Below are 21,612 nucleotides of genomic sequence, written 5' to 3' on the forward strand. Positions count from 1 at the left end.
GTCAGTTTCCTTTCAACGATCCTTGGCGGACGTCAGACGTCCAGGAAGCGGACGTCCTTCGCGTTGCGCTGGATGAAGGAGCGGCGGGCCTCGACGTCCTCGCCCATCAGGACGGAGAACAGGTCGTCGGCGCGGGCGGCGTCCTCCAGGGTGACCTGGAGCAGCAGGCGGTGGGCGGCGTCCATGGTGGTGACGCGCAGCTCCTCGGCGTTCATCTCGCCGAGGCCCTTGAAGCGCTGGATGGCGTCGTCCTTGGGGAGTCGGCGGCCGGCCTCGACGCCGGCCGCGATCAGCGCGTCGCGCTCGCGGTCGGAGTAGGCGTACTCGAACTCGTCCCGGCCCCACTTGATCTTGTACAGCGGGGGCATCGCCAGGTAGACGTACCCGGCCTCGACCAGCGGGCGCATGAAGCGGAACAGCAGGGTCAGCAGCAGGGTGCGGATGTGCTGTCCGTCGACGTCGGCGTCGGCCATCAGCACGATCTTGTGATAGCGGAGCTTCTCGGCGTCGTAGTCCTCCTGGATGCCGCAGCCGAAGGCCGAGATCAGCGCCTGGACCTCGGTGTTCTGCAGCACCTTGTCGATCCGGGCCTTCTCGACGTTCAGGATCTTGCCGCGGATCGGGAGGATGGCCTGGGTGCGCGGGTCGCGGCCCTGCTTGGCGGAGCCGCCGGCCGAGTCGCCCTCGACGATGAAGATCTCGCACTCGGCCGGGTCCTTGGACTGGCAGTCCGAGAGCTTGCCGGGCAGCGAGGCGGACTCCAGCAGGCCCTTGCGGCGGGTCAGGTCGCGGGCCTTGCGGGCGGCGACCCGGGCGCTGGCGGCCTGGATGGACTTGCGGACGATGTCCGCGGCCTCGTTGGGGTTGCGGTCCAGCCAGTCGGCCAGGTGCTCGTTGACCACCTTCTGCACGAAGGTCTTGGCCTCGGTGTTGCCGAGCTTGTCCTTGGTCTGGCCCTCGAACTGCGGCTCGCCGAGCTTGACCGAGATGATCGCGGTCAGGCCCTCGCGGATGTCCTCGCCGGAGAGGTTGTCGTCCTTGTCGCGGAGCAGCTTCTTGTCGCGCGCGTAACGGTTCATCAGACCGGTCAGCGCGGCGCGGAAGCCCTCCTCGTGGGTGCCGCCGCCGTGGGTGTGGATGGTGTTCGCGAACGAGTACACGCCCTCCGTGTAGGAGGAGTTCCACTGCATCGCGATCTCGGCGGAGATCCGCTTGTCCTTGTCCTCCGCCTCGAAGTCGATCACCGAGGGGTGGATCACCTCGCCCTTGCGGGAGTTGAGGTGCGCGACGAAGTCGGCGATGCCGCCGTCGTACTTGTACGTGACGGCGAGCGGCTTGCCCTCCTCGTCGGCGTGCTCGGCGCGCTCGTCGGTCAGCGAGATGGTCAGGCCCTTGTTGAGGAAGGCCATCTCCTGGAAGCGGCGGGAGAGCGTCTCGAAGGAGTAGACGGTGGTCTCGAAGATGTCCGGGTCGGCCCAGAAGGTGACGGTGGTGCCGGTCTCCTCGGTGGCCTCGTGCTTGGCCAGCGGGGCGGTCGGGGCACCGGCCTTGTACTCCTGGGTCCAGCGGGCGCCGTCGGTGAGGATGTCCACCGCGAGGCGGTTGGAGAGCGCGTTCACCACGGAGATGCCGACGCCGTGCAGACCGCCGGAGACCGCGTAGCCGCCGCCGCCGAACTTGCCGCCCGCGTGCAGCACGGTGAGGACCACCTCGACGGCGGGCTTGTCCTGGCCGGGCATGATGCCGACCGGGATGCCTCGGCCGTTGTCCACCACCCGCACGCCGCCGTCGGACAGGATCGTCACGTCGATGGTGTCGGCGTGGCCGGCCAGCGCCTCGTCGACCGAGTTGTCGACGATCTCGTAGACCAGGTGGTGCAGGCCGCGCTCACCGGTCGAACCGATGTACATGCCGGGGCGCTTGCGGACGGCGTCGAGGCCCTCCAGCACCTGGATCGCGCTGGCGTCGTACGCCTTGTTGTCGGACGGGTCTGGGGTCTGGCTGGGGTTGCCGGAATCGGCCACGAAGCGCCCTCTCTGGCACAGCGGGGCCGCGCCCCTTCCCGCTTGCCCGGGCAGGTGTGCGACCACGGCGTTTCGACTCTGTTGCTCCACGCAACGGTGTTTGCGCTTCAGTCTACCGGTACGAGTGACAGAGAGGGGCGTTTGGCAGCCCCTGAGGGCAGATGTGCCGCCCTGAATCCCCTCGGGACGAGTCCCGATACTTGGCAGGGGGGCTCAGAGCGCCTGGACGGGCCGTCAGCGATTCCGGAGGGCCCCGATCCGCTCCGCCGGGCTCAGCCCCAGGTGTCCCCGGGGCCCTTGCTGCCGGGCGCCCGCAACCGCCCGTAACCGCGCACCGGGGCGTCCGGCCCCAGCACCTTGATCACCCGGACCGTGCCGTGCCCCAGCTCGTGATTCAGCCGGGCCACCAACTGGCGTGCCAGCAGCCGGAGTTGAGTGGCCCATGCGGTGGAGTCGCACTGCACGGTGAGCACCGCCTCGGCCTCCGCGTACGACTTGGGTTCACAGTGCGCAGCGATGTCCGGCCCCACGATCTGCGACCAGCGGCCCATCACTCCGCCCACCGCGGCCGGCGCCTCCCAGCCCCGCTCGGTGATCAGACGGTTCAGCGCGGCGCCCAGCGGCACCGGGTCGCGGCCGTCCGCGCGGGCCCCGCTGCGCAGCCCGGTCCGCTTGGCCTCGCGGCGCTCGCGGACCTGCTCGCCGCGCTGCCGGGCCTGCTCCTTGGCGGCGCGCAACGCCACCCGGGCCAGGTCCACACCCGAAAGCTCCGAGCCCTCCGACATCACGCTCCATCCCCAGGCTGTGGACAACTGCACCGACGAGCGGTCCAGGGTACGGGCTCGCCGGGGTTCACGGCGTGAGCCGGGTCACGGTGCCGTCCGAGACGGCGTACCGGGCACCGCTGAGCGCCTTCGGGACGTCCTCCGCGACCGCCGCGGTGACCAGCACCTGCTCGCCGCCGGCCACCAGCTCGGCCAGCCGGTCGCGGCGGCGGGCGTCCAGTTCGGCGAACACGTCGTCCAGGATCAGCACCGGCTCCCCGCCCTCGGAGCGCAGCAGCTCGTAGGAGGCGAGCCGCAGGGCCAGCGCGTACGACCAGGACTCGCCGTGGCTGGCGTAGCCCTTGGCGGGCAGCGGGCCGAGCCGCAGCAGCAGTTCGTCGCGGTGCGGGCCGACCAGGGTCAGGCCGCGCGCGACCTCCTGCGCCCGGGCCGCCTGCAGGGCGGCCAGCAGTTGCTGCTCGGCCTGTTCGCGGCTGGTGGGCAGCTCGCCCTCGAAGGAGGAGCGGTACTCCAGCACGGTCTCCCCGCCGCCGGGGGCCAGCTGACGGTAGGCCTCGGCGACCAGCGGCTGCAGGGCCGCCACCAGCTGGATCCGGAAGGCGGTCAGTTCGGCCCCGGTGCGGGCCAGGTGGCCGTCCCAGACCTCCAGGGTGGCCAGGTCGGCGGCCCGGCCGCTGCCCGCCCGGCGGGCCGTCGCGGCGGTCTTCAGCAGGGCGTTGCGCTGCTTGAGCACCCGCTCGTAGTCGGAGCGCACCCCGGCCAGCCGGGGCGCCCGGGCGGTCAGCAGCTCGTCCAGGAAGCGCCGGCGCTCGCCCGGGTCGCCCTTGACCAGGGTGAGGTCCTCGGGGGCGAACAGCACGGTGCGCAGCACGCCCAGCACATCGCGCGGGCGGACCTTGTCGGAACGGTTCAGCCGGGCCCGGTTGGCCTTGCCGGGGGTGATCTCCAGCTCCACCAGGGTGGTCCGGCCGCCCTGGGCGACCACGCTGGCCCGGACCACCGCGCGCTCGGCGCCGAGGCGCACCAGCGGGGCGTCGGAGGCCACCCGGTGGCTGCCCAGGGTGGCGAGGTAGCCGATCGCCTCGACCAGGTTGGTCTTGCCCTGCCCGTTGGGCCCCACGAACGCGGTGACGCCCGGGTCGAGCGGAACCTCGACCCGGGCGTAGGAACGGAAGTCGGCGAGCGACAGGTGCGCGACGTGCATGACGGTGGACTGCGCTCGCCTTCTGGCCGTGGGTAGTTACTTGGACTCGACCGCGTGGCCGCCGAACTGGTTGCGCAGCGCGGCGATCATCTTCATCTGCGGCGAGTCCTCCTGGCGGGAGGCGAAGCGGGCGAACAGCGAGGCGGTGATCGCCGGCAGCGGCACCGCGTGGTCGATCGCGGCCTCGACCGTCCAGCGGCCCTCGCCGGAGTCCGCGGCCCAGCCCTTGAGCTTGGCCAGGTGCTCGTCGTCGTCCAGCGCCCGGACCGCCAGGTCGAGCAGCCAGGAGCGGATGACGGTGCCCTCCTGCCAGCTGCGGAACACCTCGCGCACGTCGGTGACCTCGGGGGCCGCCTCCAGCAGCTCCCAGCCCTCGGCGAAGGCCTGCATCATCGCGTACTCGATGCCGTTGTGGACCATCTTGGCGAAGTGGCCGGCGCCGACCTTGCCGGCGTGCACCGAGCCGAACTCGCCCTCGGGCTTGAGCGCGTCGAAGATCGGCTGGACCTTCGCGACGTGCTCGGCGTTGCCGCCGTACATCAGCGCGTAGCCGTTCTCCAGGCCCCAGACGCCGCCGGAGACACCGCAGTCGACAAAGCCGATGCCCTTGGCGGCCAGCAGCTCGGCGTGCTGGATGTCGTCGGTCCAGCGGGAGTTGCCGCCGTCCACCACCACGTCACCGGGGGAGAGCAGCTCGGCCAGGTGCTCGACGGTCTCCTGGGTGGGGCCGCCGGCCGGGACCATCACCCACACCACGCGGGGGCCCTCCAGCTTGGCGACCAGCTGCTCCACGCTGTCGACGTCGGCGAGGTCGGGGTTGCGGTCGTAGCCGATGACGGTGTGGCCGGCGCGGCGGATGCGCTCGCGCATGTTGCCGCCCATCTTGCCGAGACCGATGAGGCCGAGCTCCATGACAAGTCCTTCACTGTGGTGTCGTGCCTGACGGCGGCGCCGTTGCCGCGCTCCCCGAGCCTACGCCGCTGGTCGGGGAGGTCCGGGCAGCCACAGGGGCGCGGAGGCCGATGGCCCTCGCGCCCCTGGTGCCTGGAGACTTGGTCAGCCGGAGAGGCGGACCGGCATGATCAGGTACTGGTAGGCCTCGTCCGGCTCCGCGTCCACCGAGGGCTTGCCGGTGAGCAGGGCCGGCTTGGTCGGGGTGGTGAAGCTCAGCTGCGCGTACGCGGCGTCGATCGCCTTGAGCCCCTCCTCCAGGTAGCCGGGGTTGAACGCGATCGAGATGTCGTCGCCCTCAAGATCCGCCTCGACCCGCTCGGAGGCCTGGGCGTCGTCGCCCGAGCCGGCCTCCAGGGTGAGCACGCCCTGCTCGAAGTTCAGCCGGACCGGGGTGTTGCGCTCGGCCACCAGCGAGACGCGCTTGAGCGCCTCCAGGAACGGCTGGGTCTGCACCGCGGCGACGGCCGAGAACTCGGTCGGGAAGATCGACCGGAACTTCGGGAACTCGCCCTCCAGCAGGCGGGTGGTGGTCCGCCGGCCGGCGCCCTCGAAGCCGATCAGGCCCTCGCCGGCACCGCCGGTGGACAGCGCGATCGACACCTGGTCGCCGCTGCCCAGCGACTTGGCGATGTCCTGCAGGGTCTTGGCCGGGACGAGCGCGACGGCGTTGATGTCGTCCTGCTCGGGCTTCCACAGCAGCTCGCGGACGGCGAACCGGTAGCGGTCGGTGGCGGCCAGGGTGATCCCGCTGCCGTTGATCTCGACCCGGACGCCGGTCAGCACCGGGAGGGTGTCGTCGCGGCCGGCGGCGACCGCGGCCTGGCTGACCGCCGAGGCGAACACGTCGCCCGGGACGGTGCCGGTGGCGGTCGGCATCTGCGGCAGCGCCGGGTACTCGTCGACCGGCAGGGTCGGCAGGGTGAACCGGGAGCTGCCGCAGACCACGCTGACCCGCATACCGTCGGTGGAGATCTCCACCGGGCGGTTCGGCAGGTTGCGCGAGATGTCGTTGAGCAGGCGACCGGAGACCAGGACGGTGCCGGCCTCCTCGACGTCCGCCTCCAGCTCGACCCGGGCCGAAACCTCGTAGTCGAAGCCGGACAGCGCCAGCGTGCCGTCCTGCGCGGTCAGCAGCAGGCCGGCCAGCACCGGCACCGGCGGCCGCGCGGGGAGGCTGCGGGCGGCCCAGGCCACCGCCTCCGCGAGGACATCACGCTCCACCCGGAACTTCACCGGTAACCGCCTCCTGGCTGCTGTCGCCGCGCCCTCGGCCCGTATCGCCGACCGGCGCTGTTGATCGTCTTCCGGCTCCCCGCCGACCGGACTCGCTCCGCTCGGCTTCCAGGTGCCGAAGGACAGTCTGACGTACTCGGCCGACAGTCGGGGCAGATGGGCGGAAGCGAGCCGAACAGATGTCGGGGCGCGGTTGTCCACAGATTCGGGCCACCCCCACTGTTGATCAAGTCGCGAGGTCTCTAGGTGTAGCAGTAGTAGTAGGGCCTGTGGATACCGTGGATAACCCCGTTTTCGCAGGTCAGACCCGGTTTTTTGTCCACAGGTCTTGTGGATGCGGACTGTGGACAACCTAGGCCTGCTGTGGACAGCGGAGCGTAATCCACAGGGCACTGTGAGTATCCACAGGTTATCCCCAGGTTCATCCACAGAAATTGCCGGAGTTATCCACGGGCTCCGATCAACATCACGTGACGCCTTTCACACCCAGGCCTGACAAGGGAGTTGATGTTGTCGAACTGTGGACGCCGCTGTGGAAAACCTGGGGATAACTCCCCTGCTCCTGTGGACGGCCTGTGGACGACCCTGAGGTCATCCTGACGGCTCCTCAGTTCTCCACAGGCTGTGGATAACTGTTGTGCACAAGTCCACAGGGGTCTGACCTGCGCCGAAGAGCGTAGCGGCGATCCGCCTGTGGAGGAACCTCTGGATAACTCGGGCCGGTGGAGCCTGTGGACGGGGAAATCCCACCCGTTCCTGTGGACAACTCCAGTACGTACCCGAACCGTTCGATTTGCTGAGCAGATGTTCGGGTGGGCGGCGGATCGGCCGCCCGGGCCGCTGACCCGATTCCTGCCCCGCCGCCGGCCGTTCCACACCCACCGATCGCCGGGATTCGCCCGGGCGGCCCGCCACAGGCTCGTTGTGGGCCCGCCGCAGGCCGTTGCGGGCCCGCCGCCGGCCCGTGGCGGGCATGCCGAAGGGGAGCCCGGCCGACTCGGCCCGACTCCCCTTCGACTGCGTCAACTACCGTGCTGCCGCTAGCTCTTGATGCGGTTGGTCAGCTCGGTGACCTGGTTGTAGATGGACCGCCGCTCGGCCATCAGCGAGCGGATCTTCCGGTCCGCGTGCATCACCGTGGTGTGGTCCCGGCCGCCGAACTGCGCGCCGATCTTCGGCAGCGACAGGTCGGTCAGCTCCCGGCACAGGTACATGGCGATCTGGCGGGCCGTCACCAGCACCCGGCTGCGCGAGGATCCGCAGAGGTCCTCCACGCCCAGCCCGAAGTACGCGGCGGTCTGCTGCATGATCACCTGCGCGGTGATCTCCGGCCCGGCGTCCTCGTCGCCGCCCGGGATCAGGTCCTTCAGGACGATCCCGGCCAACTCCAGGTCCACCGGCGCCCGGTTCAGGTTGGCGAACGCGGTGACCCGGATCAGCGCGCCCTCCAACTCCCGGATGTTGCGGGTGATCCGGGACGCGATGAACTCCAACACGTCGGCGGGAGCGTTGAGTTGCTCCTGGATCGCCTTCTTGCGCAGGATCGCGATCCGGGTCTCCAGCTCCGGCGGGGTGACGTCGGTGATCAGGCCCCACTCGAACCGGTTGCGCAGCCGGTCCTCCAGCGTGATCAGCTGCTTGGGCGGCCGGTCCGAGGAGAGCACGATCTGCTTGTTGGCGTTGTGCAGGGTGTTGAAGGTGTGGAAGAACTCCTCCTGCGTCGACTCCTTGCTGGCCAGGAACTGAATGTCGTCGACCAGCAGGATGTCGATGTCCCGGTAGCGCTTGCGGAACGCGTCCGCCTTGCCGTCCCGGATCGAGTTGATGAACTCGTTGGTGAATTCCTCCGAGCTCACGTACCGCACCCGGGTGCCCGGGAACAAGCTGCGCGAGTAGTGCCCGATGGCGTGCAGCAGGTGGGTCTTGCCGAGACCGGACTCGCCGTAGATGAACAGCGGGTTGTACGCCTTGGCCGGGGCCTCGGCGACCGCCACCGCCGCGGCGTGCGCGAAGCGGTTGCTGGCGCCGATCACGAAGGTGTCGAACAGGTACTTGGGGTTCAGCCGGGCGTTCGGCTCGTCCTTGCGCGAGCCGCCCGCCGGGGGAGCACCGGGCGGGGCCGGGACGCCGGGCGCGGGCCGGCGCTCCACCGGGGCCGGCCGGTCGGACGGGCGGGGCGTGCCGCGCCGGGAGCCGCCGTGCCGCGGCCGGTCCTCGTCCGGGGAGCCCAGCGCGCCGCCGAACAGGTCGCCCTGCGCGGAGTCCGGGCCCGGACGGCTGGTCCGCCGCGGGGCCGGCTCGGGGCGCCGCTCGGGCACCGCCTGCGGCTCCCAGCTGCCGCCGCTCGCGTCGGGCTGCTCCCGGTACGGGTCCTGCGGCGCCGCCCCGTAGGGCTCGGCCGGCGGGTAGCCGGGCTGGTACGAGGGGCGCTGGTAGTCCTCGGCGGGACGGCCGGGCCAGGCGCCGGGCTGCGGCTGGTGGACGGCGGGGCCGGGCTGGTAGCCCTGCTCGGCCCGCGGGTGCGGCCACTGCTCGGCGCTCTCCGGCTCGGGCTCGGGCTCGGCCTCCGGTTCGGCGGGCGGGGCGGCGTTGGCGTCCACCATCACGGCGATCCGCACCTGGCGGCCGAACTCCTGCGAGATGGCCTCGGTCAGCTGCGGCAGCAGCCGGCCCTCCAGCACCTGCTTGGCGAATTCGTTGGGCGCCGCGAGCAGGGCCGTGTCGTGCATCATCCACATCGGCTGGGTGCGGAGGATCCACTGCTTGTCCTTCTCCACGACATTGCTGTCGCTCACCAGTCGCTCGACGACCCTCGACCACATCAGGACGAGATCGCTGTTGACATCAGCCACTGGTACACGCTTTCTCGTTCCCCGGGCAGGGGCAGTCAGTCAAGGTCGGGAGTGATTCGGGTGGCGCGGCGCGGAGGCGGCCGCGAGCACAGAACAAAAGAGACAAGTCCTGCAACGGTAGTCAGCGCGCAGAGCTGATTCAAGTCGTTGTCCACAGGCTGTGGGCAACGGGCCGACACCCACCTGGTTTGACCCTCCGACCCGCCGCCGCGTACCGTAACCAGGTCGAGTTGTCGATGGCCGCTGCCGCATGTCCGCGGGTCCGCCCGCTTCCATGACGCGCGCAGCACGGGCGCCGTGGTGGTCCCGGTCCAGCAGATCTGGGTCCCGGGACCGGATTTCCCAGTGCAAGGGGAGATCGCGCGGACGCACGGTGACGGCCAAGCGACCCCCCGTCATCCTACGATTCACCCCAGGAGCCCCCGAGTGAGCAAGCGCACCTTCCAGCCGAACAACCGTCGTCGCGCCAAGACCCACGGCTTCCGGCTGCGTATGCGTACCCGCGCCGGCCGCGCCATCCTGGCGTCGCGCCGCGCCAAGGGCCGCAGCGCCCTGTCCGCCTGATCCGCGCCAAGGGTCTGCAGTGCTGCCCACCGAGAATCGGCTGCGGCGGCGCCAGGACTTCGCGACCGCGGTGAAACGCGGTCGCCGCGCCGGTCGGCCCCTGCTGGTGGTCCACCTCCACAGAGAGGTGGTACCCGGGGAGGGCGCCGACCGGAACAGCGACTCCAGCCCGCACGTCGCCGAGGGGCTTCCTTCGGCGCGTGCGGGTTTCGTCGTGAGCAAGGCCGTGGGACCGGCCGTGGTTCGCAACGTGGTGAAGCGTCGGCTGCGTCACCTGGTCCGCGAGCGTCTGTCCCGGTTGCCCGAAGGTAGCCTGATAGTGGTACGGGCGCTGCCCGCTGCTGCGGCGGCCTCGTACGACGAACTCGGGCACGACCTGGACGCGGCGTTGCGCCGCCTGCTCAGGTCGGATCCGGCCGGCAGTGCCCCGACGGGAACAGGGCGATGAAGTACCTGCTGATGGGCCTGATCAGGCTCTACCAGTGGACGATCAGTCCACTGCTCGGCCCGGTGTGCCGTTACTACCCCTCGTGCTCCCGCTACGGGTACGAGGCGGTGCGCGTCCATGGGGCGATCAAGGGTGGCGGGCTGACCGTCTGGCGCATTCTGCGCTGCAATCCCTGGTCTCCCGGTGGGGTCGACCATGTTCCGCCGCGAAAGCATCCGGTGTGGCACCGCCGACTGCGCAATCTGCTGACCCCCACGAGCGGGACCGCCGAGCCGGAGCCGGTGGCGAAGCCCGATGTCCAAGGAGTCTGACCGGTGACCTTCGGTTTTCTGAGTCCCCTCTACTACGCGGTGTCCTGGATCATCGTCCAGTTCCACTCGCTGTTCAGCCACGTCTTCGATCCTGACGGCGGCTTGGCGTGGGGCCTGTCCATCGTGATGATGGTGGTCGCCATCCGGATCTGCCTGATCCCGCTCTTCGTGAAGCAGATCAAGGCGACCCGGGCCATGCAGGCGATCCAGCCGAAGATGAAGGCCATCCAGGAGCGCTACAAGAACGACAAGCAGCGCCAGTCCGAAGAGATGATGAAGCTGTACAAGGAGGCGGGTACCAACCCGTTCTCCTCGTGCCTTCCGATCCTCGTGCAGGCGCCGTTCTTCACCGCCCTCTACGGTGTGCTGGCCTCGGTCGCCAACGACAAGCCGATCGGCGTCATCGACCAGAGCCTGCTGGAGAGTGCCAAGCAGGCGCACATCTTCGGTGCCCCGCTGTCGGCGAAGTTCGTCGGTGCGGACAGCATCCAGGTCCAGATCGTCTGCGCGGTCATGATCGTGCTGATGTCGCTGTCGCAGTTCATCACCCAGCGCCAGCTGATGACCAAGAACGTGGACCTGACGGTCAAGACGCCGTTCATGCAGCAGCAGAAGATGCTGATGTACGTCTTCCCGGTCATGTTCGCCGTGATGGGCATCAACTTCCCGGTCGGTGTGCTGGTCTACTGGCTCACCACCAACGTCTGGTCGATGGGCCAGCAGCTGATCGTCATCCGCAACAACCCGACGCCGGGCAGCAAGGCGTGGGACGAGCGTCAGGCCCGCCTGAAGAAGCAGGGCCGGCTCAACCCGGACGGCTCGGTCAAGAAGACCGGCGGCGTGCTGGCCGCGCTGACCGGTTCCAAGGGCAGCGCGGAGGCCCAGGCCCAGGCGGCGGCCGAGGAGAGCGTGCAGGTGCGCCGGCAGCAGCCGCGCAAGCAGAGCAAGGCTCAGCGGCAGGCTTCGGCGGCCCACCAGGCACACGCCGTGGAGGAACAGAGCGCGGCGGGCGACGAGGCGAACGCCGAGCCGGCCGGGGCCGGGCAGTCCGGCACGAAGGCGGGCGGGGCGAAGCCGGCCGACCGGCAGGGTCAGCGCCAGCAGCCGAAGCGCGGCGGCCAGGCCCAGCGGCCGAAGAAGAAGTAGTCCCGACCCTCGTTCTCGGCCCCATCCGAGGGCCTCATTCCTGAAGGAGTCCACCTGTGACCGATGGCACCACCTCCGCCGTCGACACCGCGCCGGCCGGTGAGAGCGCCCTCGCGCGTCTGGAACGCGAGGGTGACATCGCCGCCGACTACCTGGAGGGTCTGCTGGACATCGCGGACCTGGACGGCGACATCGACATGGACGTCGAGGGGGACCGGGCGCTGGTCTCCATCGTCGGCGAGGGCGACGACCGGACGCTGCAGCGGCTGGTGGGCCAGGACGGCGAGGTGCTGGAGGCGCTCCAGGAGCTGACCCGGCTGGCCGTGCACCGGGAGACCGGTGAGCGCAGCCGACTGATGCTGGACGTCGCGGGCTTCCGGGCCCGCAAGCGGGCCGAGCTCGCGGAGCTGGGCGCGGACGCGGCCGAGCGGGTCAAGCGCACCGGCGAGCAGGTCAAGCTGCAGCCGATGACCCCGTTCGAGCGCAAGGTGGTGCACGACGCGGTGGCAGCCGCGGGACTGCGCAGCGAGTCGGAGGGCGAGGAGCCCCAGCGTTGTGTGGTCGTACTGCCGGCCTGATGCCGGTGGTGCCGTCGGAACGGCGTCCGACCCCGCCCGCCTCTCGCGGGCGGGGTCGTTGCCTTTGCGGTGGACTGATGTTTCACGTGGAACAGTGCAGGACGGGTGGGTGGATTCGACGGTGAGCGGAGAGGCAGAGATGGACAGGGACGGCACGGAGCCCGAGGCGCCGCTGGAGGGGCTGGCCGAAGCGCCGGCGGCAGCGGGACGGATCTTCGGTGATCGGCTGCCACTGGCCGTGCGCTACACCGAGCTGCTGGCGACCGCCGGCGTGCAGCGCGGGCTGATCGGCCCGCGCGAGGTGCCCCGGCTGTGGGACCGGCACGTGCTCAACTGCGCGGTGCTGGCCGAACTGCTGCCCACCGGGGTCTCGCTGTGCGACGTCGGCTCGGGCGCCGGACTGCCCGGCATCCCGGTGGCGCTGGCCCGGCCGGACGTCTCGGTGACGCTGCTGGAGCCGCTGCTGCGGCGCACCACCTTCCTGGAGGAGGTGGTGCGCGAGCTCGGCCTGGACAACGTCACCGTGCTGCGCGGCCGGGCCGAGGAGATGATCGGCAAGCTGGCCGTGGACGTGGTGACCGCCCGTGCGGTGGCGCCGCTGGACCGGCTGGCCGGGTGGGGCATGCCGCTGCTGCGGCCCTACGGGCAGATGCTGGCGCTGAAGGGCGACACCGCGGAGCAGGAGCTGACCGACTCGCGGGCGGCGCTGACCCGGCTGGGCGCGGTGAAGTGGTCGGTGATCGGCGTGGGTGAGGGCGTGCTGGAGACCCAGACCCGGGTGGTCCGGGTGGAGGCCGGTGAGAGCCCCGGCGGCGTCAAGGCGGCCACCCGGCGGGCCAAGGCAGCCCGGGCCGGTCGCGGCGGCAAGGGCGCCGAGGGTGCGGGCCGGCGTGGTGGCGGTGGCCGCGGCCGGCGCTGAGCCGGTTGGGTGCGTTCAACTTGCGGGGCGGGTGGCGATCGGGTCACCCGCCCCGTCGGCTTGTCGGCGCCCCGGAGTGTCGGGCCGTCGGACACCGACATTCCGGGCATCGTGTTTCACGTGAAACGTCGCTTCCTGCTGACCGGCGTACTTGATCAGGAGCTGAACCGGGCCCGTGAACGGGACCCGGCAGTGACTGTCGCGGCTCCGGTTTCACGTGAAACACTGGCCCCCATGCAGGAGTCGGAGATCGTCGATCAGGTGGATGAAACCCCCGTCGCACGTGCCGCGCACGCCGTCGTCCCGGTCACCGGGTACGCCGGGGAGGGGCTTCCCCGACCCGCCGCCACCCGGGTCATGGTGGTCGCCAACCAGAAGGGTGGGGTCGGCAAGACCACCACCACCGTCAACCTGGCCGCCTCGCTCGCCATGCACGGTCTGCGAGTGCTGGTCATCGACCTCGACCCGCAGGGCAACGCCTCGACCGCCCTGGGCATCGACCACCACGCCGAGGTGCCGTCGATCTACGACGTGCTGGTGGAGGGCAAGCCGCTGGCCGACGTGGTGCAGCCGGTGGTGGACGTGGAGGGGCTGTTCTGCTGCCCGGCCACCATCGACCTGGCCGGCGCGGAGATCGAACTGGTCTCGCTGGTGGCGCGGGAGAGCCGGCTGCAGCGGGCCATCGCCGCCTACGAGCAGCCGCTGGACTACGTGCTGATCGACTGTCCGCCCTCGCTCGGGCTGCTGACCGTCAACGCCCTGGTGGCCGGTCAGGAGGTGCTGATCCCGATCCAGTGCGAGTACTACGCGCTGGAGGGCCTGGGGCAGCTGCTGAAGAACGTGGAGCTGGTGCGGGCGCACCTGAACCCGCTGCTGCACGTGTCGACCATTCTGCTGACCATGTACGACGCCCGGACCAGGCTGGCCGCGCAGGTTGCCGAGGAGGTGCGGACGCACTTCCAGAAGGAGGTGCTGGCCACCGCCATCCCGCGATCGGTGCGCATCTCCGAGGCCCCGAGCTACGGGCAGACCGTGCTCACCTACGACCCCGGTTCCAGCGGCGCGCTCTCCTACCTGGAGGCGGGACGCGAGCTGGCGCTGCGGGCCGAGGTCGCGAAGACGACGGTGGGGCGCCACCGGGCGGGTGTGGAGGTCGTTCCGCCCCGCAACGGCGCGGAGTCGTCCGCGTCGACGGCACAGCACAGTTCGATGGAGGGCAAGCGGTGAGTGGCACGCGCAGGGGTCTGGGCAGGGGTCTGGGAGCGCTGATCCCGGCGACCCAGCCGGCGGCCGGGGGAGCGGCCGCACCGGCCGACCCGCCGGCGCCGGTGGTTCCCACCGATCGCGGCACGGTGGCCGCCAAGGCGGCCGCGGAGAGTCTGCGGGAGCTGGCCGGAGACAAGCGCCGCAGCGTCCTGGAAGCGGCGCTGACGCCCGTGGACGGCGCCCGCTTCGCGGAGCTTCCGCTGGACTCGATCAGTCCCAACCCGCGCCAGCCGCGCGAGGTGTTCGACGAGGAGAAGCTCGCCGAACTGGTCGCCTCGATCAAGGAGGTCGGCCTGCTGCAGCCCGTGGTGGTCCGTCAGACCGGCCCGGAGCGCTATGAACTGATCATGGGTGAGCGCCGCTGGCGGGCCTCCCGGGAGGCCGGTCTGGCGGTGATTCCGGCGATCGTCCGGGCCACCGGGGACGACAAGCTGCTGCTGGACGCGCTGCTGGAGAACCTGCACCGGGCCGAGCTGAACGCGCTGGAGGAGGCCGCCGCGTACGACCAGCTGCTGCGCGACTTCGCCTGCACGCACGACCAGTTGGCGGCTCGGGTCGGCAAGTCCCGTTCGCACGTCTCCAACACGCTGCGACTGATGAAGCTGCCGGTCCCGGTGCAGCTGAAGGTCGCGGCCGGGACGGTCAGCGCCGGGCACGCGAAGGCGATCCTGATGGTGCCGGACGGTGCGGGCCAGGAGCTGCTGGCCGAGCGGGTGGTGGCCGAGCTGCTGACGGTGCGGGCCACCGAGGAGATCGCCGGGCTGATGGCCGGGGAGACCCCGAAGGCGAAGAAGGCCGGCCCGCGGGCGGGCCGGACGGTTTCACCGGCCTTCACCGAGCTGTCGGACCGGCTCTCGGACCGCTTCGAGACCCGGGTCAAGGTCGAGGCCTCGCAGCGCGACGGCCGGATCGGCAAGGGCAAGGTGGTGCTGGAGTTCGCCTCGGTCGAGGACCTGAACCGGATCCTGGACAGCCTCGCGCCGGGCGAGCAGGGGCTGCGGCTGTCCTGAGGTCGGTGACCGCGAACGGCGAACAACGGGTGCATGTTTCACGTGAAACGTGCACCCGTTTCGTCGCTCGGAGCAGACTGGACTCCAGGGCCGGTTTCCGCGTGGAGGAGGAGGTACGGGCGTGGGGCGAAGGGTCGTTCCGCTGACACTGGACAACCTCTCGGAGCTGCCGAACACCTGCCGCTCCTGCGTGTTCTGGGAGCTCGATCCGGTCAGCGGACGGGCCGCGCAGGACGGCGGCAAGGGCGAGTTGGAGAAGGAGGGCTGGATCTCCGCCGTACTGCTGGACTGGGGATCCTGCGGCAGAGTCGCCTACGTGGACGACCGCCCGGCCGGGTTCGTGCTCTACGCTCCGCCCGCGTACGTGCCGCGCGGGCAGTCGTTCCCGACCAGCCCGATCTCCCCGGACGCGGTGCAGCTGATGGTCTCCCGGGTGCTGCCGGAGTTTCAGGGGCAGGGCCTGGGGCGGGTGTTGGTGCAGGCGGTGGCCAAGGACCTGATCCGGCGCGGTTTCCGGGCGATCGAGGCGTTCGGTGCGCAGGGCAGCGAGATCCCCAGCTGCGTGCTGCCCGCCGAGCACCTGCGGGCGGTCGGCTTCAAGACCGTCCGGCCGCACCACCGGTATCCGCGGCTGCGGTTGGAGGCGCGCTCCACGCTGTCCTGGAAGGGCGACATGGAGGGTGCGCTGGAGCGGCTGCTCGGCGGCCGGCGCAAGGAACCGGCGCTGCGGCCGTTCTGAGGGAGGTGTTCTCCGCTCCTGGCCCGCCCGCGCGGAGCGGGCCGCCGCGCTCTCGGCGCTTCCTGACGAAGCCGTAGGAAGCCTGCTGAAGCCTTGCCCGAGGGCACGGAAACGCCGAGGCGGCCCGTACGAGGATTCCCCGTGCGAGCCGCCTCGGCGACGGTCGGCCGGAACTGACTTACAGGTACTCGGCCAGCTCGCGCAGCAGCGCGGCCTTCGGGCGGGCACCGGTGATGGTCTTCACCAGCTCGCCGCCCTTGTAGACGTTCAGCGTCGGGATGGAGATCACGTTGTAGGCCGCGGCGGTCTCCTGGTTGGCGTCCACGTCGAGCTTGACGACGGACAGCTTGTCGCCGTGCTCGGCCGCGATGTCCTCCAGGACCGGGGCGATCTGGCGGCACGGGCCGCACCAGGTGGCCCAGAAGTCGACCAGGACGGGCTTGTCGCTCTTGAGAACCTCGGCCGCGAAGGTGGCGTCGGTTACTTCCTTGGTGGCGCCGGCCACGGGAACTCCTTGGGGTCGGAGGGGAAATGCGAGAGGGATAACAACGGCAGGGGCGGTTCTGTTTCGTGGCGGAAACGGTCGCCGCCCCGGCCGGGGGCTGCTCGGCCCGGTGGACGTCAGACCGCGAGGGCGGCGGTCTCGGCCTCGGCGTCGGTCAGCGCGGCGAGGTAGCGCTCGGCGTCCAGCGCGGCGGAGCAGCCGGTACCGGCGGCGGTGATCGCCTGGCGGTAGGTGTGGTCGACCACGTCGCCCGCGGCGAAGACGCCGGGGATGTTGGTGCGGGTGGAGGGGGCCTCGACCTTGAGGTAGCCCTCGGCGTCCAGGTCGAGCTGGCCCTTGAACAGGTCGGTGCGCGGGTCGTGGCCGATCGCGATGAACAGGCCGGTGACGGGCAGCTCGCGCAGGTCGCCGGTGTTGGTGTCGCGCAGGGTCAGACCGGACAGCTTCGGGTCGCCGTGGATCTCCTCGACCGCGCTGTCCCAGGCGAAGGTGATCTTCGGGTCGGCGAAGGCGCGCTCCTGCATGGCCTTGGAGGCGCGCAGGGTGTTGCGGCGGTGGACCACCGTGACGCTGCGGGCGAAGCGGGACAGGAAGGTGGCCTCCTCCAGCGCGGTGTCGCCGCCGCCGACCACCGCGATGTCCTGGTCGCGGAAGAAGAAGCCGTCGCAGGTCGCGCACCAGGAGACGCCGCGGCCGGAGAGCTTGTCCTCGTTCGGCAGGCCGAGCTTGCGGTGCTGCGAGCCGGTGGTGACGATCACGGCGCGGGCGCGGTGCACGGTGCCCTCGGAGTCGGTGACGGTCTTGATGTCGCCCGTGAGGTCGACGGCGATGACGTCGTCCGGCACCAGCTCGGCGCCGAAGCGCTCGGCCTGGGCCCGCATGTTGTCCATCAGCTCGGGACCCATGATGCCGTCGCGGAAGCCCGGGAAGTTCTCCACCTCGGTGGTGTTCATCAGCGCGCCGCCGGCCGTGACCGCGCCCTCGAAGACCAGAGGCTGGAGGGAGGCACGCGCGGTGTACAGCGCAGCGGTGTATCCGGACGGGCCGGAACCGATGATGATCACGTTACGGACGTCGCTCACTGCATCTCCTGGTTCGCATGGCGTCCCGCTTGCGCGGGGGAGGGCGGTCGCTCCGCCGCCCCGGACAACGACTTACCAGTCTCCCGCATTCCCAGGCCCGACCGGACCAACCACCCCCGGTCCGGGAGTGGGCGGCGCGGAACGGTGAGGAATCAGGGGGCCGGGACGGTGCTGTGCAGCAGGATCGTCGAACGGGGGCAGTCCGGGGTGGCCAGGTAGACGTCCAGCGGCCCGCTGCCGCCGGGCGGGCGGAACACCAGGGCCAGCACCGGCCGGCCCTGGTAGCTGCCCGTTCCGGTGGCCAGCGGCGGCTCGTCCGGGTGCCCGGTGGCGCTCAGGGCGCAGGCTGTCGGGTCCTTGCCCGGGTCGGCCGCGGAGAGGTGCCCGGCGGGTTTGGTGGTCAGCAGCTCGTGGATCTGGGCCGGGAGCTGTTCGGCGGTGAAGGCCGGGCCCGAGCCGCCGACGGCGTTCGGCTCGGGGCGCGCGGCGTCGGCGGTCCTCGGTTCGGACGTGGCGTTGCCGTGGGCGGTGGTGAGAGTGCCGCTGCCCGATGGGTTCCGGCTGAGCAGCACCCCGCCCACGGTGGCCGCGACGGCCACGGCGGCGGTGGCGAGCAGCAGGCTCAGGGCGCGACGGCGGCGGCGCGCGGGGCGTCCCGGACCGCTCGCCGCGCGCGGGGCACCGGCGGGCCCCCCGGTGCGGGGCGGGCCGGACGGGGCCGCAGCGGGGCGCTCCGGACGAGCCTCGGCACAGGTTTCGGCGCGGGTCTCGGCACGGGTTTCGGCGCGAGCGGCGGATTCGGCGGCCAGCGCCGCCGTCAGCCGGTCGGCGACCTCCTGCGGCATCGGCGGGGCGGGGGTGTCCGCCAGCAGCTCCGGGAGGCCGCGGAGCGCGGCGTAGTCCTCGGCGCAGGACGGGCAGCCGGCCAGGTGCTGGTGGAGCGGTTCGGCCTGCTCGGGCGGGAGCAACTCCTCGGCCAGGTCGGCCAGCGCGTCCAGGTCGGGGTGCTCGGAAGGCGGGTGCGGCGTCATCGCGGGGTCGCATCTCCTTCCAGCGCGGTGGCGGGATCCGTGGGTGGGACGGGTGTGGGCCGGTTCGGGTTCCCGGCCCGGGGCGCGGGCGGTGTTCCACGTGGAACACCGGCCGGATCGTTCTCCCGCGGCATGCGGGCGGCGTCGGTTTCACGTGGAACACGGGCGGCGCCGGTGCCACCTGGAACCTCGGTTTCACGTGGAACACCGCCCGGCCCGAGGTGGCGCAGCAGCGGCAGCAGCCTGGCCCGGCCGCGGGCGCAGCGGCTCTTGACGGTGCCGACCGGGACGCCGAGCACCGCGGCGGCCTCGGCGACCGGGTAGCCCTGCATGTCGACGAGTACCAGGGCGGCCCGTTGGTCGGCGGGCAGCCCGGCCAGGGCGTCGGCCACCTCGCGCCGGGTTTCGGCGCGCACCGCGTGGCTCTCCGCGCCCTCGCTGGTGCCGAGCGCGGCCTCCGGCGGGCCGCCCGGGTGCTGGTCGAGCGACTCGGCCCGGCGGACGGCGCCGCGGCGGGCGCGGTCCAGGCAGGCGTTCACCACGATCCGGTGCAGCCAGGTGGTGACCGCCGAGCGGCCCTGGAAGCCGGCGGCGGCCCGGAACGCGGAGACCAGGGCGTCCTGGAGCGCGTCCGCGGCCTCCTCGCGGTCGCCGAGGGTGCGCACCGCGACGGCCCACAGCCGGTCGCGGTTGCGGTGCACCAGTAGCCCGAAGGCGTCCGGATCGCCCGCCGTGTGCCGGGCGAGCAGTTCGGCGTCGGTGGGCTCCTCGGCCATCCGCCCCCTCCTCGCGGTCCGGCCGTCCGCTCCGGCGGCCGTGGGTCACCATCGTTGGGGATCCGGCGGAGCGGATCAAGAGGCGCCGGGGTTCCGGCCGCCCGTTGGGGGCTATCCGTTGACCTGGATCTCGGCGATCTTGCCGCGGTAGCCGCCGTCGTCGCCGGTGGGCAGGTTGGTGAGCCAGACCAGCAGGTACCGGGTGCTGACCGGGGCGGTGGGCTTCAGGGTGACCTTGGTGCCGGAGCCGGTGGCGATCGAGGTGAGGCTCTTGAAGCCGTTGTCGTCGGGGGTCGGCGCGGTGGTGGCGCCGGTCGGGGCGGCCCGCAGTTCGACCTTGGTGGAGCCGATGAGCTGGACGTCCACCGAGCCGACGGCGCGGGCCGAGCCGAGGTCGATCAGCAGGCCGGTGCCGGGCCGCCAGTCGCCGAACTGGTCGTTGTAGCGCTGGGTGGTCCAGGTGGTCGCCGGGTTGCCGTCGGTGGCGTTCGGGATCTCGCTGGGGTGCTCGTCCTTGGTGTCGCCGTACGCGTTGAACGGGGAGACCGATGTGATGGCGAGCTTCTCGCCGGTGACGGCGGGGGCGCTGCCGGACGGGGTGGGGGCGGGCGAGCTGTGGTTGGTGGTGCCCTTGTCGTGCTTGTTGACGTAATCCACTGCCTGCCAGGAGCCGACCGTGACGGCGGACAGGGCCACCAGCGAGGCGGTCCACTTGAGCACCCGGCGCAGGGCGCTGCGGCGGCGCGGGGCGGGGCGGGGGGCGACCGGGGCCGGCGCGGGAGCGGGTGCGGTGGTGGGGATCGCCTGGGTGGGCGCGGCGGGGGAGTAGCGCGGCCGGGCGGTGGGCAGGGCGCGCAGCGTGGGCGGGGCGGGCTGCTCCGGCGGGCGGATCTTCGGCAGCTCGGCGATCGCCGCGGCCAGTTCGGCGGGGGTGGTGATCGGCGCCTTGTGGTGCGGCGGCTGCTCGCACAGGATCCGCGCGGCGAGCTCCGCCAGGCCCTTGTGGACGCCGGCCCGGACCTGGTCCGGGGGCACGCAGCCGAGGTCCTTGGGGAGCCCTTGGAGGTCGTAGCGGTCCTCCGGGTAGGGCCAGCGGTGGGTGAGTGAGGCGTACAGCAGTGCGCCGATCGCACGGACGTCGGTCAGTTCGGCGTTCTCGGTGGGCAGTCCGCGCAGGGCGGCGTCCACCGCGATGCCGTTGATCCGGTACTGGCCGCCGTCGGTGCGCAGCACGCACTTCGGGGTGAGCCGCAGGTGGGCCTGGCCGCGCTGGTGGGCGGCGGCGATGGCGTCGGTGACCTGGCGGACCATCTGGTAGGCGTCGTACGGCTCCAGCGGGCCGTCCGCCAGCAGCTCGGCCAGGTCGCGGGCGCCGGGCAGCCACTCGCGGACCACGTACACCAGCTCGCCCTCCTGCACCGCGTCCAGCACCTGGACGAAGCGCGGGTCGCCGAGCAGGGCGGCGCTGCGGGCGGCGGTGAGCACCGACTTGGCGCGGCGGTGGCCGGCCGAGAGCAGGTGCACGCCGACGGCGCGGCGGAGCTTCTCGTCGACGGCGCGCCAGCTGGTGAAGGTGTCCGACTCGGAGATGCACTCCTCCAGCCGGTAGCGGCCGCCGATCTTGTCGCCGCTGTGCCGCGGCGGGGCGGGCAGCACGGTGGGCAGGGTGGCCGTGTCGGCGTCCAGGGTCTCGGTGCTGGTGGCCGGGGCGGGCTCGGACGGCTCGATCGGGGGCAGCGGGCGGCGCACGCCGCGGCTGCGGGAGGGGCGCTCGGCGCGGGCGGCGCCCTGGGCGGCCAGCTCGGCGTCGATCTCCTGTGCGGAGAGCGGGGCGGTGGCCTCGGCGAGCGGCTGCTGCGGGTCGTCGCTTCCGGCCTCGTCGGCGGGCGCGGCAGGGGTGGGCCGCAGCGGGGTGGTCGGGGTGTCCTTCACCCGGGGCTTCGCCGAGCCCTTCGAGCCGGCCTTCGGCGCGTCCTGGGGGGTGCTCTTCGGGGAGCCGGTCGCGGTGCTCTTCACCGCGCCGTCGGCGGAGCCTTTCGCGGCGCGGCCGCGGTCGGATCCGGTGTCGCGCTGCGAGGTTCCGGGCGCGGCCTCGGTCGCCGCCCCGTCCGTCTCGGACGTGTCGACGATCGCCTTGGTGCCGTCAGCCACCGTGGTCCTGCCTCCCCTTGTGTCGTCCCGGGCC

20 protein-coding genes are annotated in these 21,612 nt (G+C 71.7%); 9 read left to right on the forward strand and 11 right to left on the reverse strand.

Annotation, left to right across the window (positions count from 1 at the left end; translation table 11 throughout):
• Positions 1 to 32 precede the first annotated feature (32 nt).
• The 6 genes from gyrB to dnaA form a co-directional block, all read right to left on the reverse strand.
• The gene (gene gyrB / locus ACFV18_RS07385; RefSeq protein ID WP_380480235.1) at positions 33 to 2,024 is read right to left on the reverse strand and encodes a DNA topoisomerase (ATP-hydrolyzing) subunit B; all 1,992 of its coding nucleotides are present in this window, start codon (positions 2,022 to 2,024) and stop codon (positions 33 to 35) included.
• A gap of 272 nt (positions 2,025 to 2,296) precedes the next feature.
• A complete protein-coding gene (locus tag ACFV18_RS07390; RefSeq protein WP_043915363.1) occupies positions 2,297 to 2,809 on the reverse strand; it encodes a DUF721 domain-containing protein in 513 nt (170 codons plus the stop codon).
• A 67-nt stretch (positions 2,810 to 2,876) separates the two neighbouring features.
• Positions 2,877 to 4,013 (reverse strand): DNA replication/repair protein RecF, encoded by a 1,137-nt coding sequence (gene recF, locus ACFV18_RS07395; RefSeq protein ID WP_380480237.1) that lies wholly within the window; start codon positions 4,011 to 4,013, stop codon positions 2,877 to 2,879.
• A gap of 36 nt (positions 4,014 to 4,049) precedes the next feature.
• Positions 4,050 to 4,925, reverse strand: a complete 876-nt coding sequence (gnd, locus tag ACFV18_RS07400) for a phosphogluconate dehydrogenase (NAD(+)-dependent, decarboxylating) (protein ID WP_380480239.1) — start codon at positions 4,923 to 4,925, stop codon at positions 4,050 to 4,052.
• A 144-nt stretch (positions 4,926 to 5,069) separates the two neighbouring features.
• Positions 5,070 to 6,200 (reverse strand): DNA polymerase III subunit beta, encoded by a 1,131-nt coding sequence (dnaN, locus tag ACFV18_RS07405; RefSeq protein ID WP_380480241.1) that lies wholly within the window; start codon positions 6,198 to 6,200, stop codon positions 5,070 to 5,072.
• A gap of 1,040 nt (positions 6,201 to 7,240) precedes the next feature.
• Positions 7,241 to 9,052 (reverse strand): chromosomal replication initiator protein DnaA, encoded by a 1,812-nt coding sequence (gene dnaA / locus ACFV18_RS07410; protein WP_380480243.1) that lies wholly within the window; start codon positions 9,050 to 9,052, stop codon positions 7,241 to 7,243.
• A gap of 426 nt (positions 9,053 to 9,478) precedes the next feature.
• Here dnaA and rpmH point away from each other — a divergent pair, with 426 nt between their 5' ends.
• From rpmH to ACFV18_RS07455, 9 genes are all read left to right on the forward strand, one after another.
• The gene (gene rpmH, locus ACFV18_RS07415) at positions 9,479 to 9,616 is read left to right on the forward strand and encodes a 50S ribosomal protein L34 (protein ID WP_043915359.1); all 138 of its coding nucleotides are present in this window, start codon (positions 9,479 to 9,481) and stop codon (positions 9,614 to 9,616) included.
• Positions 9,617 to 9,635: 19 nt separating this feature from the next.
• A complete protein-coding gene (gene rnpA, locus ACFV18_RS07420; RefSeq protein ID WP_380480245.1) occupies positions 9,636 to 10,064 on the forward strand; it encodes a ribonuclease P protein component in 429 nt (142 codons plus the stop codon).
• The gene (gene yidD, locus ACFV18_RS07425; protein ID WP_035864431.1) at positions 10,061 to 10,375 is read left to right on the forward strand and encodes a membrane protein insertion efficiency factor YidD; all 315 of its coding nucleotides are present in this window, start codon (positions 10,061 to 10,063) and stop codon (positions 10,373 to 10,375) included. The genes rnpA and yidD overlap by 4 nt, the downstream gene beginning before the upstream one ends.
• A gap of 3 nt (positions 10,376 to 10,378) precedes the next feature.
• Positions 10,379 to 11,521, forward strand: coding sequence for a membrane protein insertase YidC (gene yidC / locus ACFV18_RS07430; protein WP_380480247.1), 1,143 nt, complete (start codon positions 10,379 to 10,381; stop codon positions 11,519 to 11,521).
• Positions 11,522 to 11,577: 56 nt separating this feature from the next.
• Entirely contained in the window at positions 11,578 to 12,099 is a 522-nt protein-coding gene (locus tag ACFV18_RS07435) for a protein jag (protein WP_380480249.1), read from the forward strand.
• Between the two features lie 139 nt (positions 12,100 to 12,238).
• Positions 12,239 to 13,018: a 16S rRNA (guanine(527)-N(7))-methyltransferase RsmG gene (rsmG, locus tag ACFV18_RS07440; protein WP_380480410.1), complete on the forward strand. Its 780-nt coding sequence runs from the start codon at positions 12,239 to 12,241 to the stop codon at positions 13,016 to 13,018.
• Between the two features lie 261 nt (positions 13,019 to 13,279).
• Complete coding sequence (locus tag ACFV18_RS07445; protein ID WP_380480412.1) at positions 13,280 to 14,245, forward strand: ParA family protein; 966 nt, start codon at positions 13,280 to 13,282, stop codon at positions 14,243 to 14,245.
• The gene (locus tag ACFV18_RS07450; RefSeq protein ID WP_380480251.1) at positions 14,242 to 15,294 is read left to right on the forward strand and encodes a ParB/RepB/Spo0J family partition protein; all 1,053 of its coding nucleotides are present in this window, start codon (positions 14,242 to 14,244) and stop codon (positions 15,292 to 15,294) included. The genes ACFV18_RS07445 and ACFV18_RS07450 overlap by 4 nt, the downstream gene beginning before the upstream one ends.
• Positions 15,295 to 15,415: 121 nt before the next feature.
• A complete protein-coding gene (locus ACFV18_RS07455; protein ID WP_380480253.1) occupies positions 15,416 to 16,033 on the forward strand; it encodes a GNAT family N-acetyltransferase in 618 nt (205 codons plus the stop codon).
• Between the two features lie 178 nt (positions 16,034 to 16,211).
• Here the strand turns inward: ACFV18_RS07455 and trxA are convergent, their stop codons facing one another.
• The 5 genes from trxA to ACFV18_RS07480 form a co-directional block, all read right to left on the reverse strand.
• Positions 16,212 to 16,538, reverse strand: a complete 327-nt coding sequence (trxA, locus tag ACFV18_RS07460; protein ID WP_380480255.1) for a thioredoxin — start codon at positions 16,536 to 16,538, stop codon at positions 16,212 to 16,214.
• A 116-nt stretch (positions 16,539 to 16,654) separates the two neighbouring features.
• Positions 16,655 to 17,620 (reverse strand): thioredoxin-disulfide reductase, encoded by a 966-nt coding sequence (gene trxB, locus ACFV18_RS07465; RefSeq protein WP_380480257.1) that lies wholly within the window; start codon positions 17,618 to 17,620, stop codon positions 16,655 to 16,657.
• A 152-nt stretch (positions 17,621 to 17,772) separates the two neighbouring features.
• Positions 17,773 to 18,651, reverse strand: a complete 879-nt coding sequence (locus ACFV18_RS07470) for an anti-sigma factor family protein (RefSeq protein ID WP_380480259.1) — start codon at positions 18,649 to 18,651, stop codon at positions 17,773 to 17,775.
• Entirely contained in the window at positions 18,648 to 19,427 is a 780-nt protein-coding gene (sigM, locus tag ACFV18_RS07475) for an RNA polymerase sigma factor SigM (protein WP_380480261.1), read from the reverse strand. Before sigM ends, ACFV18_RS07470 begins: the two co-directional genes overlap by 4 nt.
• Before the next feature lie 111 nt (positions 19,428 to 19,538).
• Positions 19,539 to 21,578 carry a serine/threonine protein kinase gene (locus ACFV18_RS07480; protein WP_380480263.1) on the reverse strand — a complete coding sequence of 680 codons (2,040 nt, stop codon included), beginning with the start codon at positions 21,576 to 21,578 and terminating at the stop codon, positions 19,539 to 19,541.
• Positions 21,579 to 21,612: the final 34 nt, after the last annotated feature.

The organism is Kitasatospora sp. NPDC059673, from assembly GCF_042734215.1.
Lineage (GTDB): Bacteria > Actinomycetota > Actinomycetes > Streptomycetales > Streptomycetaceae > Kitasatospora.

Excerpts from the sequence above, each read along its gene's own strand:
- ACFV18_RS07390 (WP_043915363.1), bottom strand. The coding sequence starts at position 2,809 with ATGTCGGAGGGCTCGGAGCTTTCGGGTGTGGACCTGGCCCGGGTGGCG.
- gnd (WP_380480239.1), bottom strand. The coding sequence starts at position 4,925 with ATGGAGCTCGGCCTCATCGGTCTCGGCAAGATGGGCGGCAACATGCGC.
- sigM (WP_380480261.1), bottom strand. The coding sequence starts at position 19,427 with ATGGCCGAGGAGCCCACCGACGCCGAACTGCTCGCCCGGCACACGGCG.
- rsmG (WP_380480410.1), top strand. The coding sequence starts at position 12,239 with ATGGACAGGGACGGCACGGAGCCCGAGGCGCCGCTGGAGGGGCTGGCC.
- ACFV18_RS07470 (WP_380480259.1), bottom strand. The coding sequence starts at position 18,651 with ATGACGCCGCACCCGCCTTCCGAGCACCCCGACCTGGACGCGCTGGCC.
- yidD (WP_035864431.1), top strand. The coding sequence starts at position 10,061 with ATGAAGTACCTGCTGATGGGCCTGATCAGGCTCTACCAGTGGACGATC.
- recF (WP_380480237.1), bottom strand. The coding sequence starts at position 4,013 with ATGCACGTCGCGCACCTGTCGCTCGCCGACTTCCGTTCCTACGCCCGG.